Origin of the sequence: Acinetobacter sp. T_3_1 (assembly GCF_025377055.1) — a bacterium.
GTDB classification, from domain to species: Bacteria; Pseudomonadota; Gammaproteobacteria; order Pseudomonadales; family Moraxellaceae; genus Acinetobacter; species Acinetobacter kookii.
In genome coordinates this window covers 23,695-40,406 of the sequence record NZ_JACHVD010000001.1, presented here as the reverse complement: position 1 = coordinate 40,406, position 16,712 = coordinate 23,695, and the positions used below count along the sequence as shown (strand labels likewise).

Here is a 16,712-nt window from a genome sequence, read left to right as displayed (position 1 = left end):
ACATAGATATCTCTTTTCCCACTTATAACAATGTTTTCCAATTCAGCTGTGCTTGCAATTCCAGCGCTTTCAGCCAAGCATCTGATTGTTTTTGTTCACGTAAAATCAGCCAATCATCGTCTTCATCCTGACTTGATTTCAGAATATTAAAATCAAGAGAAGTATTGAACTGAATTGGGCATGCCCACTGCGCTTTGACAGCTAAAGATACAGAGGAAATGTGATTGCTCCATGTGGAAACAAAACCATTCAGCAATTGCCATGGCGTTACACAAGCTGTGCCACCCAACATATTCACCTGAATTGTGGTTAAGCTGCTTACAGCATGCTGATTACTTTGCTCGATCGCAGTCGCGCGAACCTGAACACTCATGTTCTGACTGCTATTACTCGCAAAACGTAACTGTGTTGCATCCCACAGGCTGATATCAATCCACTGCTGTGCAGACTGTACCGTGATATAACGAGTGCCATCAGTCAGTACAGTGCCCTGACTCAATCCAGAAATTTCCAGTTTGATGGTTTCAGAACCATCTACATCAGTTGAACGGGCAGCCAGCACAGGTAAATACGTTGTTTGGCCGATTGCCGCATAAACAGTATTTGCCGTTGAAATATATGTTTCTACCAGACGAATATTACCGATAAAGGCACTACGACCCGTTAAATTACCTTCAAGCTGAATGCGGAGTACACGCTCTTTGCCATTACCATTGAAATCAATATTGTATTGTTGCCAATTTAATGCCGTCAGATCACTTGCCGCATCGAAAGATGCAATGCGTTGGCCATCCAGGTAAACACCGATTCGACCATAATCCGCAATAAGACCAGGTAAGCCAGCCATATCCAGACTCAAGTTATAGACATTGCCATTGATAGTACTAATGCGTCTTTCAATTGCATTTTGCTGATACAAGGTGTCTTTACCATCATTCAGTCGAATCCAGGCATTTGATGTTTTACCCTGTAAGCTGATAACTTTTCCAGCAGTATTTTTAATCTGGTCTCCAGCATGCCATACCTCAAATGCATCAAGTTTCAGCAACTGGTCACTGCGTCCTGCCCAACCATCCAAATTACTTAGGTATACCACCGTTGCATTTTTATTCAGTACAGCGTTATATACCCCACTCCATTGCGTTTGGAACATTTGCAGGCTGATTAAAGCATTCTGCGACTGCTGTGTTTCCAAAACCGGTGCATCAGCCACAGCCTCAATCTGCAATTTCAACTCGTGAATTGCAGTTGCGACATCACCATTTGAACGTTCAATGCTACTTGCAACGACCTGCACCTTAATTTCATCACTGAAATCTTTTGGAGGAGTCAACTGCAAAGTTTGGATATTCCATCCGCTAATATCTGCCACGGTTTTCTGTTCTGTTACGACAAATTGATGTGTACCATCGGTGAGTAAACTGCCCACAGGCAATCCAACCAGAGCAAGCTTCAACTGTTCAGAACCATCAGTATCCTGCAAAGTTGCCTTTAATTCAGGCAGTAACATGCTTTGATCTTCTTTACCCTTGTTCAAGGACTTCTGGGTTGAAAGCATAATATTATCAATCATTGCACCACGACCATTTAGGTGAGTGAGTGGTGCATCAATACGAATCTGAATATTTTGTACTTTGCCTGTTCCTACGAAGCTGAACTGTACATTTTTCCAGTTCAACTGGTCATTCGGACTGGTATTGGCATACGTCGCTATGCGTTTGCCATCGACATAAATCGCAATTTGGGTAAAGCATTTGCTATATCCCAGACGACCGGCATAGTCAAAGCTCAAGTTATAGCTGCGGCCAAGTTCGGTTTCGACATTTCGAGAAATACCGAGAGTCTGAGCCTGGAACAAGCCGGCATCATTCAGTTCCAGCCAATTTTGACCATTGCCTGCTTTTGCCTGTACAGTTTTTGCTATGCCAAAAGCATTATCCATACGGTCATTGTTACTCCAGATTTCAAAGCCGTCTGTACCAAACAGATTGCAATCCAGTCCTTTCAGTAAGGTCCAGCCTTCAAACACATTCTGTTCAAGTAAAGTTGATGTTGAATCCTTATTGATGGCACTTTCCCATCCAGTCTGGAAGATAATTTCCTGAGTTGTAGTTGAACCTACAGATACAACAGGTTGATCAGCCACAGCTTCCACCTGAATATTCAAATATGCAGACTCGCTGTATAACTGACCATCAAATGCTTTATAGCCAATTTGTGCATAAATCTGTTTGTTATTGCCTAGTCCTGCAATGAAAGCATCACTAGCTTCATTGGCAGCCGGAACAAATCGGATATGCCCTGCATCAAAATCTGCTTGACCAAGAAGAGTCAGTGAAGCTACTTCAATCCATTGGTTATCTTTAAACTGTTGTAATAACCCTCTTTCAGGCAGTGAACTAATCAATAGTTGTAAAGTGCCACCATCAATATCACTAAGAGAGAAATCTGACCATTTCAAGATAAGTGCCTGATCTTCCTGTCCTTTAACAATGCCAGATTTTACTGTAGGCGCATCATTCACAGGTTTGACTGTAATATTGACTGTAACAATCTGAGACTGTTCCTGACCATCAGTAACAAAATAGCTGAAATTATCAGTTCCATAATAATTTGCAACTGGCTGATATTGGTAACGACCATCTGCAAGCAGAATCAATTGACCATGCGCCGGATCACTCGCAATCACAGTCGTTAAGTGATCCCCCTCTACATCAGAAGCAGTCAGTAACGGATTAAAGATTAGGGCTGCATCTTCGTCAGTCACAAGATTTTGAGCAGCCAATACCGGTGCATCATTCACAGGATTGACAATAATCAGAACATTTACGCTTTCTGAATTGAGCTGACCATCAGTCACGTAATAACTAAACTTCACTTCACCATTGAAATTCGGCTCAGGAATGAAGTGATAATAGCCACCACCCGCTGCTGTGAATTGCCCATGTAGTGGTGATTCAGTAATAACAATACTTAACTGATCACCCTCAACATCTGCGGCATTTTCCAACAGATTCAACATTAATTGGCCATCTTCAGACATCGAGATAATACGTGGTGTCAGTGTAGGTTTATCGTTTACTGGCGTAATAACCAACAGAACATTCACTATTTCAGACTGTAAAACACCATCCGTCACATAATAGCTGAATGTCACTTCACCATTAAAATTCGGTTCCGGAACATAGTGATAAAATCCTGGCAGTGTTTCGGTTAATTGCCCATGCAGTGGTGGATTCACAATTACCGCAGTCAGGGCATCTCCATCCACATCTTTTGCATTGGTCAACAAACTGAAGACAATCTCTGTATCCTCTTCCAGTGTCCTGATCATCGGAGATGCCATTGGAGCATCATTCACAGCACGGATGACAATAGACACCGTTACGATTTGAGAGTTTAGCTCACCATCACTGACCAGATAGCTAAAGCTGTCAGTACCATTGTAATTTTCATCAGGTACATACAGATATGCACCTGTAGAAATTTGAGTTAAACGGCCATTCTGTGGTTGTGACACAATGACTGCTGTCAAATTCACACTGTCTATGTCGGATGCTGTCGCAAATGGATTGAAAATCACGGATGTATCTTCATCCGTCACCAGCTGCTGAGCAACGAGCTCTGGTGCATCATTCACCGCATGAATCAGAATGTTGACAGAAACGATTTGTGAACTTAACTCACTATCGCTCACGCTATAACTGAAACTGTCAGTGCCGTTATAGTTTGCACCTGGAATATATTGATAACGTCCATCTGCAAGCAGCTCAAGTCGTCCATGTTCAGGCTGAGTCACGACTACAGCTGTGAGCATGTCACCATCTGCATCATGTGCTGTTGCCAGCAGATCAATGACAATGTTGTGATCTTCATCAGTCACAATGTTCTGGCCAACTAACTCTGGTGCTGTATTTGAAGCCAATACCTTAATACTGATATAGGTTTCTGAAGTTGCATCACCATCAGAAAGTACAATACTGAAGCTGTCACTACCCACAAAGTCTTTATCAACTAAGTAAATATACTGACCTGTTTGTGCATCAAAACTGATCACCCCAAACTCAGGCTGTACAGTGATTGAAACCTGAATACCATCATTTTCAATGTCTTGTACGTACTGGTCAAAATCAAGTACTAAAGGCTGACCTGCAATAACTTCCCAGTCAGGCTGCTGAACAAATTCAGGAGCATCATTCACAGACTGAATATTCAGCTGAACTGTAGCCACGCGAGATTCCGTGCCATCTGTGGTCACAAAGTAATAACTGAATTGGTCTTCACCAAAGTAATTTGCATGCGGTGTATAGCTAAACTCACCATTGGCTTTCAGAATCAGTTCACCATGTTGCGGTGCATTGACCAGTACCACATTGTCCACGGCCTGATGAATCAGCACATCGTTATTCAGTACATTGCCTGAAAGGGCTGTATCTTCATTCAGTTGGTACTGGTCATTAATCGCCATACTTGCAGCAACCATACGAATGTTGCTGAGCGTTACATGACTGTCTGCTTCACCAAAGCCAAGCAAGTCGAATGACAACAATACATCACGACCTACAAGTACCTGATCCAGATTAATGAAGAAGGTTTGTGTCCCATCTGCATTTATAACTCGTTCAATACCTTGGGCAAGTGCATAAGTTCCATTTGCCTGTAGGTTAAACAGAGAATCAGTATTATTTAAGTCGCTGACTTTAAACAATGCTTCGCCTGTTTGAGCTTCCAGTAATGCGACTTCAAAGGCATCGTCAGGACGGTTGTTGTAGTCTGACAGTTGCTGATCTTTTACAGTAAAGGTGAGAACGCGGTCATATTCACCCACTTTGAAGGCTTGGGAAAGATTGGTGTGTTGATTAGTACTTTCGTAAAGCTGCACATCCTGACCATTTAGGATGATTTCACCTTGATTAAACCAATGACTTCCGCTTTGGCCTGTTGAATTAATATCAGTGAACTGTTCATTAATATTAATAGGTGCTTGCCATTTAGCAATATTGATAACAGTCTGTGTTGAATCAACTCTTACAGCAGTGTTATGGCGATTTTGCAGGAAGGCAATATCAGCGGCACTTGGTAGACGTCTTTCACCTGTATCCAACACACGAGTCATTACATCATCTTGTAATTGTGGGTCAAGTCCAAGTACATGTCCTAACTCATGAATAAGTACCGTCAATAAATCCAGTTTACCATGTGCAGAACTACTTTCTTCCGCCTTCAAGCTTAAACTATCACTAAGTGTAAATTCACTATTTTCCAGTGGTGTGGCATCAATAAACCAACCCCAACCCGCGCCAGTGGCATCCAGAGTTATTTGTGCACCTTCAGTAATTGCTGCAATGTTTGTACCTAGATCTGCAATCTTAATTTGTGCTTGATCAAGAATCTTTTGTGAAGCACCAGCATCTATCCAATATTGTTTAGCTATTGGTAAGATTTCCTCTATTTCTGTTTGAGTAATTAATGAGGTCGAGTTCCCTTCGGAAGCAACAAGCTGGAAGTTTCCTGTATCAAAAGTCACATGAAAACGGGCTTTTTCAACTATGTTTCCTTCAGCATCTTTTTTACCAAACAGCATTTCTCTTAAAAATGCTAAACGCTCATCGCCATCAGAAAAATCTCCAACTAATTTAGCCCCTTCCCATTTTTTTACAGGGCCATCTTCCCCCACTTTCGTAGAATACTTATCCTCTACTTTTTGAAGTTTAAAGTTCGGATCTTGTAAGGCATCCAAAATATGTTTTTTAAATAACTCTAAATCCTTTGAAGAATATAGTGAGTGTAAAATATCTACATTGGCATTTTGTTCTGATTTTAAACGGTATAATTGATTATACAAATTATTAATATAAGCATGCCTTGCGCCATTTGCGAAACTATCCTCAAAATAATTCCCAACATTTTCTTTTAGGCCTGCAAAACTTAGTGAGGCTTTTCGATCTACTAATACATCTCTTAATCCACGCCCATCATTAAAATCCCATGTTCTATAACCTTCAAATTTTACATAATTATAGAACTTGTTATTAACGGTGCCGTCCGCATTTCTGTAATTAGGATGCTCACCGATTAAAATATATTCATAGTGCTCATTATTCCCAACACCTTTATCAAATAATGCATTTGGTGCACCTCTATCAAATTCTATTGATGGTAATACATTGCCATTTTTTCCTGTATCATTTCCGATGGCACGTTTAACAATCGCAATTCCACCCTCACCATTTTGAATGCCATTAAAAGCCTCATAAACTGAAGCTTTATTTGCATATACATTAATATCATGCCCTAGCGTATCTTTTTTAGATATTTCGTTACCTGAACGAGTCACTAGATCTTTTGGTGCAGCGTCTGGGGTAGCCTCTGCACAATTAGTATTATGAACCCATAATCCTCTTTTAGTAATAAAATAAGTGTGATGATCTGCAACTTCAAAATTATAAACTTTTAATGTGAAATTTTCTTTCAAAACATGAATTTCATGATTATCAACCATAAATGGACTAGATGAGTTTTCTCCAAGTACCCCACATAGCCCTAGATCGGAGTATTCAAATAAATCAAAATATTCAACATCTTCAATCTCAAAACCTTTTTTATCAGCATCAAATAAATTACGTGGATGGTAACTACCAGCAACATTAGGTTTACTTGTTTTTCGTAACGGATTAACCATGAAGACTAAAGCAAGTATTTTAGGATCATTAGTTTCTATAATTTGCCCATTTTTTAATTCATCTAACCTTGTCCATCCTACTCCTTTAACCCAAAATGGATGATTTGGTGTTGCCATAGTACTAAACATTTTCCCTTTACGAGAAATTTGTAATAATTTTATTCTTGTTAATTTAGAAATATCTGTATCTACACTAATTTCAAAATAACTTAACTCCCAAATTTCTTTATTGTCATAAGAAACAGTTCTTACAACAGGTTTATAGCAAATTTCTCCTTCTCCATTCTCTGGCTTAGACAGTACCATATCTCCGGTCTTAATATCTTGGATAGAGACTAGTCCTTTATCAGTCATTACTCGTGTCCCTGCGGGGAAACATCCTCCTTGCTCTACAGTGGAGCGCATTTCTCGAGCACCATTGGTTTCCATATCTTGGGCAAGTTGATACAGCAAATCATCCTCTATACCATCAAAATGACGGAGTGTCATTGCATCATCAAGCATCTTTTTATCACTACTATCTGCTATTATTTTTCGATTTAATGCTTCTCCACTGTACCCCTCTTTTGCATATTTAGATTCTAAATACTTATAATCCCATAATGGCTGGTCGAGCTCTAAACTAGCAAACACTCTTTTATCATAGACAGCATTTCTTGCAGAGTTAATAAAAGAGTTGCGCATATTGATAGCAATAAATGCTAGTTGTTCAGAATCAAGAGAAGAGTTTTTTTCAATATTTTTGATACGGGCTTCCAATTCCAGTGATTGTTGATTCAACCACTCTTTAGCCTCTTTTAAATTCATAGAACCAAAAGATGGAATATCAATTTTATTGCCAGTTATAGCAGAGGTATATTGACCACCATTGCCTAAAGCCAAACCTGCTCCAGTAGAGTCCGCCTTCGTATAAAGAAGTTTCGGATCTACGTCTAGTCGAGGTGTAGGCATAACTATCTTATAGTCTAAAGTGTTATTTACTGTTGGCGTCTTCCATAAAACTTTAGCACCTAAATGCAAGCGGCCAGCTAAAAACATTCCTGAACCAATTAGCATATCCGTGCTAACTGACTCAATAAATGCGTATGCATTATTATTGCCAGTAGCACCATCAGTTACCTTATAAATTAAAGATTGGGCAAAAGTATCTACAGCTGCAAAACTAATTGATTCAGCTGCCATTGCACGCAAACCAGTACCATATCTATTCTCAGCCAAAGTTCCAACTCTTGCGCCAATATACATAGCTCCAATGGTTCCGCCAGCATCTAAGCCCGTTGACCAATAAAATTGCTTATCAGAAATTTTACCTGCTTCATTTAAGTTAATCCGTTCCGCATGTCTTTCAACAAAGCCAAGTGAAGCAAAGTTCCATCCTGTATAAAGTCCACTTTTTAAAGAATATGAAGCATCATGTGCATCAAATTCTCCATTTTGAATTTTTTTGGCAATTGCTGTTTTGGATATACCTAACATATCTGTATAAACATTATCTTCTTCACCAGTTCCATAATAAGGATGAGTGACTAAGTCAAAGTATTTTCCATAACCAGAAGCTTGTAAATTTACAACTTGAGTAGTAGATGCGTATTTGCCAATCCCTAGAATCCATCCAAAAAGTTCATCAGTATTTTTACCATCACTTGAAGTCCCCTCAATTTTTTGAGGCGGAGCTATTTGGACACGTTTATTGCCCTCTATTTTTAGGTCAAATGGTTTAGAGGTATCCCCCTTATTGTTTTTATAAGCAGACTCTGCCATTTCAATTAATTTTGCAGCATTCCAAACAAATAAATTTTTATTAAATCTTGTTCCTGCTATTTCTCCATTATCATTATAAATATATTGATCTGTCCAAACATTGCCATATAGCATACCGTCCAAACCAATGTGTAAATCCCAGATCATGCCTGGAACGACCATGCCATAACCAGCCAGTGGTGTAGTTGAACCTAAAAATACTGGTTTCCCATTTTTACCAAATGGATCTTTCACAATACCTAATTTTCCACCAAACTGCTTACCAGCTCCAAAGTTATCGTCCCAATTCCATATAGAAGAATCTAGTAAACGATAATCATCACCTACAATTGCATATTCTGTGGTCTTTCCACTTTCATCAGTATATTGAACCAATACATTTCCTGAAGCAGACTGCACCTCTTGCATAAACTGATTGTAGTTAGCTGCATAATAATTATTGTAGTGTGGATATAATGAATGATTTGTTACATGTATATCAGCGGCCTGTAATTTACCTTTATCATCAGCTCCAACTTTTATGGATGTTAAACCTGAATTTTTATCTTTCGAATTAGATAATATAAATTCGGCATTACCTGCTCCAGATGAAATATATTGAGGAAGCTTTCCTTTACTTCCAGTCACGGATAATTTTGATTCATCAAGAACAATAGTTTTTCCTTTATATTCTCCATATTCATCAATGTCATTTAAATCAATAATATAAACATTTCCACCCGGCATATTCGCAGAATTACCATATCTACTATTTGAAACAGGTGAAGTTAATGCTAAATAACTGCCGTTATTAATTGCCATATCCCAATACCCATTAGTAGGGATATGACCAATATCTATCGTTTGTTGGAGTGTTAAAAAGTCGCTATCTAATTGATCAATATTAATTCTGACTAATTTACCAGCATTTCCTGCAAAGAAGCCACCAGCACTTACGTAAAGCCAATTATTATCAACCACTAATGAAGTAATATTTTCAGGCATCCCCGGAATATATAATTCATGTACGATCTCAAGTGTTTGTGTGTCAAGAACAAGGATTCTGTCATCTTTTCCACTTGTTGGATTAATAATAAATGCTAACGTACCGTCATTTGTATATACGATTTGATCAGAAACATGACTAATCATTGAGACAGTTTTTCGTGACTGTTTATTACTTAATTGGTAATCTTTAATGGATTTTATCAATACAGTTTTTACGACTTCTTGACCATTTTGATCTCGTGCAGGCTCCCCTTTTTCATTTTTCTCTTTAATTGTTCTAAATATATTAATAGAGTCATGAGTTGTAACAATTACATCTTCAGTACCTAACTTCCAAGCTTGAACAGGATTACTATCAACAGGCAGTCCGGCTAACTGTGATCCACCTTCTCCACTGCTCTTAGCAATGCGCTCTATGTAAACTAGATGCATTGATAAAGCAACTCCTTCAGGCAAATCAATGGTTACAGTATCCTGTAACCAACTTGAAACATTAACAGAAAAACTCTGCCAAATTAGTCCCCTATCCGGTTCAACATCATTTCCTGTTGGTTTATCGATCTGACTACCTCTAGGGACTAACCAAACTTTAATATCAAAATTATTTGATGCTTGCATTTCAGGAATAATATTTTTTGCAGTAATTGATAACTTACGAGTATCAGCATCATATTCAAGCTGAGTAATAACTGGTTCTGATGCAGCTGAAGCAGGAATATCCGGGAAAGTAATTTTAGAATTAGCTAAATCAAATGCATTTTTCGGAATTTCTTTTTTAAAAGCACCAGCAATTGTATAGTTCATCATTACCAAAGGAGAAGCAGTAGTAGCAAATATGCCCGCTGCTGCTGCTGCCATGAAAGGTGTAGCTGTTAAAGCCATAGCAATACTTGCTTGTGCTGCCCAAATCATCCTCTCATAATTGAATCCTTTTACTTCAATTTCACCGGTAGTTTCTGCATTTGTAGTGTTATATGAAAGAACATATGCCCCACTATAAGTAGCACCTGTATAGGGAGGACTTGACGTTCTCGCTAAACCATCCTCACCAATAACACCATTATCCACTAACCACCAGGTATCGTGTTCTGTACCATCTACATCAGTAATTTTACCTTTTTTCCAAAAGAAAACTTCTGTTCCTGCTTTTAATTCTTCAAATTCACCTGATTCAGGATTTTTTGCTTGACTTGGGACTTTAATCGCCAACTGAAGTGGCAAATTCGCTTTATCATCTCCAATCTCAATTTCAAAAGCAGCCAATGAAGTTAGAACATCTGGCGCAGGTAATGGCATACCCAAATCATCTAATGATTTAGACTTAATCGAAACCTCAGTGCCTTCTGCAACTGAACCAGGAGCTACCATCAGAACGTTGCCTTGTTCATCCTGTACCACAGCCCCTTTCTTCGCATCTACTACAGCAGACCCTATTTCTGGCTGCTGAATAATTAAGCTAAAGCTATATTGATGACCATTATTTATCACCGTCACTTGAGCGATACCGGTTGCTTTTGCATGAATCAATCCATCAGCACTAATCTCGGCAATATTGCTATCACTGATATAGTATTTTGTCCCTGCTAATGCCGCAGAGACTTTATTGCCATCTACATCTGTGACTTTCAGTTGACGCTCACCATTTAGTGGCAATGTCACAGCTTTAGGATAAACATCCACTTCAAAGCCGTTTTCATCCAGTTCTGGTTCATCACCATATAAACTGACAGAAATTGCATTCACACCTTCAATACCGCGTGCAGACACATGAACAGTAGCAATACCTGCCTTTTTAGCAGTCACATTACCCTGTGCATCAACTGTCAAGACATCTGGGCTATCACTCATGAACTGTAAATAATCAGGTGTTAAGACCACACCATCTTCATCTTCAAAATCACCAGTAATTTGTAAGGTTGAACTATTACCTAAAGCAAGCGCAGCCAGACGGTCAATATGGATCAGTACCAGTTTTGCATCACTGACATAGATGCTCAGCTCAATTGGTTTGCCTTTGGCATAACCATCATCGGCCTGTAAAGTCACAGTGGCATAACCAGAGAATCCAGCTTCCGGTTTGAAGCTCAAATTCTTGCCATTTGCTGACAATTGTGCCGTACCATGTGCACTCGAAATAATATTCCAATAAACAGAATCTCCTTCACGATCCACTGCAATCTGATTCAGGGCACCGCTTACAGTCAAGTCAGTATGCGTTTTGAGCACTTGCTCACCATCTGCAATCACATTCACTGGTGCCTGATTGGTTTTCCAGCCATAGTTGGCATAGAGAATTTGCAGATCGGTACTATTAACAATGCCATCTCCATTCAAGTCACGTAGTTGTGAAGATGTTTGTGCCTGTTGCCACAATGCACTGTCCAGTCCATCGACAGAACCATCAGCATTCATATCACCGGCAACAGACAGACGAATACTCACCATTCCTTCTGCAGTTACGGCAAGCTGCTTAAAGCCTGCACTGGTCACTCTAACCAGAGTAATCAGTTTGTTTCCAATGCGTTGCTGTGAAATAACTGTTGCATCATTAATTGCAATAGCTTGAACATTACCAACGGTTTCCACTGCAATAATGACAGCTCCAGTTGCACCCATTGATTTAATGGTTGAAGCAAGCTCTGACTCACGAAGTGCAAAGTCAAAGTATTGTGTAGCATTGTCAATCTGACCCTGCCACTGAGGCTGAGTTTCGGACGAATTCATCCAATCCACCGTCGCCCCCAGATAAGCGCTTGATTTCTCTAGATACAATTCTCCTGTCTCTGCGTAAACATAACGCTGTACCACTTCGCCTGTAATCAGGTTGCGTACCAGTTCCAGCTGATTATTTGAGTTGTAACGGTACAACAGGCTGATTTGATCACCTGTTGCAGTCTTGCCCGTAATCTGGCTGATTCTGCCTTGAGTATCTCGTTTGAACTCAATGAATTGCTGAGTCTGACCGCCTGTTAGAACAATATTATTCTGACCAACCAGCCATTTTTCACCATTGTTAAACTCTACAGACATCACCTGACCAGACTGATCAAGCAGATAGCGAACACCTTGTGGTGAAGTCAGTACAAAGTATGATGGTACCCAAGCCAATCCTGTACTTTCACTATATAGACTCTGACCTTGTAGAATCAGATTATCGATCATCCTTTGTTCTGTACTATGCGCAGTTAATGTCCAACCTTGATCGGTACTGAACAATGGCGTTAACTGGCTGATTCCAGAGTTTTCCCCATTTGCATAAGTCCGCTGTAAATCCAGTCTGAAATTCAGGTACTGCATTTGCTGTGCTTCAAGACCTGTAAGCCCCTGAGGAATCTGCAACCAAACTTGTGCACCAGTCTGCCAGGCAGCAACAGTACCAATACTGGTCGTTAAACGCTGATTATGAGTCAGCTGGGTATCGAATACATTGGTCAGCCAGTTAGAGAAATCACCCTGAGTATTGTCAGCTGTCATGTATCGAACAATATCAATATGCTGAGAACCCAGTGCCAAGGTAGCATCGACGCTGGTTGTCAGATTCAGTTGCTTATGACTGCTGTTAATTTCTACATTGGCATAAATTTCTTCGAGTCGACCTGATAAGTCCCAAGCAGTTAGACGTAACTGATATGCTCCATTTGCCAACAATGCAGGATCAAGAGCCAAAATATCAACGATTTGGTTGTTATACTCAGCTTTCAATGAAATTTCCTGCAACGTATGCCATTGCAAATTCCCAGCCTTATTGCTGGCAATTTCAAGCTTGTAACCCATCAATTGCTGTTCTTTAACCAAGGCTGTAATGTCTGTCAGATCGTGTATGACAACCGGCTCATTGAGTAAGGAAGCCCCATTTAACTGCCCCTGCCATGACAGCACCGGTGCAACGGTATCCAATGGATCACGTACTCGAATCGTTTCCGTTTGCTGCTGAGTAAAGCCATCAATATCGGTAACTGTAGTTCTGATTTCAATTAGCCCAGGCTGCTTACCAGCAAGCTTGATACGTCCGGTTGAATCCAATGCAACTGTTTGCCATTGCTCTGTTCCCATGGCACTGCCACGGACTTCAACAATAGTTGATGCAATTGCGCTGAAGCTATCGGCACGTACGGTTGCAGTTACAATTTGACCAGCAAGAACTGGAATGGCTGGTGTCGTCTCAATATGTAAATCAGGCGTATAAGCATTACGTTCTGCAACCACATTGAACGTAATGGCTTGACGAACGGTGTCATAGCCATCTGAAACCCGGGCATAAACAACAAATTTTCCTATTTGCCCTGGACCTGGAGTCCAGTTTAATTTCCCTGTTAAGGCATCATATACCGCACCTTCAGGTAATTGATCGAAACTGACGGTTAAGCCCTGGGTCTGCATATTTCCGTCTGCATCGGATACCCAGATATTACCGTCTTTACTTAGGCTATTTTGGGCAGCTTTGACAATATTCAGCCCAAAATCCTGACCTACAAGTAAAGTGCGGTTGGTACTTTGAATGGATGGCGCTTTATTCACATCCAGCACACGCACCTGAACTTTTTTCAGTACAGAAATCTGTCCATCGCTGACCATGAATGTCAGATCAAAGGCTTGCTGATCGGCATTGCTGTTGTTGACCATATCCGCTGTCGGTGTCCACTCTACATAACCTGTAGTCGCGTCCACCAAGATGCCTGCTGGTGTATTTTCATCATGCACCAGCTGATAACGCAGTGCGTCATTATCCGCATCCTGAGCCAGCAGGTTAAAGGACAACGTTTCACCTTCATAGACCAGTTGTAGCGGTACACTACTAAAGACTGGCTGCTGGTTGACATTGCCGACATTGATACGCAGTTTCTGGCTGAGGGTGGTGCTGCCATCGGTTGCTGTGACAGTAAAGTTATATTGCCCCAGTTCGGCTGAAACAAGACTGCCCTGAGCCGTAAACATGCTTGGCAACCAGCTGAAGGACAATTGGCTTTGACCATTACCCAAAGATTGAGTCGTAATATTTACACCACGAGGCAGCTGACTGAAGTACCAGCTTAACTGGTCCTGATCTGCATCTCTGACCTGCATAGTCCAGCTGAGCATTTGCCCTTCCTGTGCCTCAATCACCAGTACATCATTTTCTTGATGTGTAGTTCCACCGGCGTTGATCTGAATATCCAGCAGTTCTGGCGCAGCATTGACAGCACGTACAACAATTTTGATATCGCTAACTGCAACACCAGGAACAGGTACATAATCTGCTGGCACACTGTAGCCCAGATTCTCTGGTGGCAAACCAGTATCAGAAACCTGAACACTCAAATTATACTGACCGACCTGATTTGCTGTAGGTGTCCAGACAATTTCTGCATAGCCATATTGATTACTTTGAATCAGCTGGGCACCTGCCGGCAAGCCCTGCACCACGTAACTCAGTTCATCCTGATCCAGATCCGATACAAATACCGGAATACGAATGGTTTGACCTGCTACAGCAACACTGGTTGCTGGAACATTCAGTATTGGTGCCTCACTATAACTTCTTACTGTCACCACAAAGCTTTTACTGGTCACCTGTATCTGGTTGATGTCGCCATCACCATTATCGAATGCGGTTAAATGGATGGTGTAATCTCCACGATGCCCCTCGGTTGGTGCAAAGCGGATAATCCCTTTCACTTCAGGACCAGTTTGAACCTGAACATACGTTGCAAATGGCGGCAAACCTTCAATCTGAAGGTCAATCGGGTTGCCATCTTTATCTGTTGCAGAAACCGGTATTTCGAGTACTGCACCCTTATCCACAATCACACTTTGCAGATCACCAATTTCTGGTGCACGGTTTGCATTCAATACATGAATGGTAAAAATACGCTCTGTGGAAAGCGGCATTCCTGTTCCATTTCCATCATCTGTAGCCACCACACGAACTTTATATATCCCGGCTTGCTGATAGCCCGGATTCCAGTAAATTTCCAGTGTCTCAGGATCAAATACAGCGCCTTCAGGTAAGCCTGACACTTCATAGCTCACAGATGGTGCAATATCCGTCATCTGAACGGCTTCACTTTGACTATGAGACTTGAATGCCGGTTCGAATCCAGGATTGTCCGGATCAAATGCAAAGACACTTAAGCGAACCCCGGAACCTTCCAGTACGGTCCAGTTTGCAGCAGATTCAAACTGTGGTGCGGCATTGGCATTATTGACGATCAGTTTTAAGGTTTGTGTTGCTACCGTTCTGACCGGGACACTACCATTTACAGGGGTATAGGTTGCCACCAGACGCAGAGGAATGTCATATTGACCTTCCTGAGCGAAACCGGGTGCCCATTCCAGCCAGCCAGTTTCCTTGTTTAATACCGCACCGCTTGGCAGCCACTCAGCACTGTATTTCAGCTCGATGTCATAGCCTGAATATTGCTCCAGGCCATGTGCTAATTGACCTGCAAGTTGCAGGCTGAAACGCTCGCCTTCTCGTAACTGCTGTTCAGCTACAGGTAATAGAACCGGTTTTTCATAGCCATGTTTCACGGTAATCTTGAACTGGTAACGGCTTTCATGCTTGCCATCTGATACCACCAGCTCAATTCCTTCATATATACCGGCTTGGTCATAGGCTGGTGTCCAGCTGAGCATACCGGTAGCTGCATCAAACTCTGCACCTGCTGGTAGATTGCGTACCAACATAGCAATACGGTCACCATCATGATCCGCCACCAACAGTTGCTGCGCCAGGCTTTGCCCTTCGGTCAGAGTAATATCACGAATGATCGAAATGACCGGAACATGGTTGGCACCCTCGACTTCAAGCTTCAGACGCTTAAAGGCCACTCCACCACGGCTATCTACGACTTTAATCAGTATTTCACTGTCTGTACGATCGCTGGTATTTGGTGTCCAGCTCAATTGTGCATGCGAGACATAGCCCTGATCATTAATTTGACCTTCGGCTTGATAGCTGATGCTGACACCTTGTGGCGCTTCAACCACACTCCACTGGAACTGATTGCCATCAACATCGACAGCATCTAAATCCAAAGTCCAGGTCTCATTGACTTTAGCGACTAACTTGTTTTCATCGTAACTAATCACAGGTGGCTGATTGTCATACGGTAGTGCATAGACCTGATGCGAAAGATCAAATTTAAGCAGGCGTGCAGCATCTGAAGAAAGCGTTAAATCTTCCGCTTTCACCACAGATACCGTAATACCAGACAGACTTTCACCTGCTTTTAATGTACCGCCATGTGCCTGTAAATAACTTCCGATATCAAGCAGCCACAACTCATCCTGAATGCCCTGT

At 41.2% G+C, this 16,712-nt stretch carries 1 protein-coding gene (running past one end of the window); it reads right to left on the bottom strand.

Annotation, left to right across the window (positions count from 1 at the left end):
- Window positions 1–22 precede the first annotated feature (22 nt).
- A protein-coding gene (locus H4I94_RS00020) for a tandem-95 repeat protein (RefSeq protein WP_261180861.1) crosses the window boundary here: on the bottom strand, window positions 23–16,712 show its 3' portion. The gene runs 22,301 nt beyond the window's last position; 16,690 of the gene's 38,991 nt are visible here — the last part of the coding sequence; its start codon lies beyond the right edge, outside the window; it ends in the stop codon at window positions 23–25.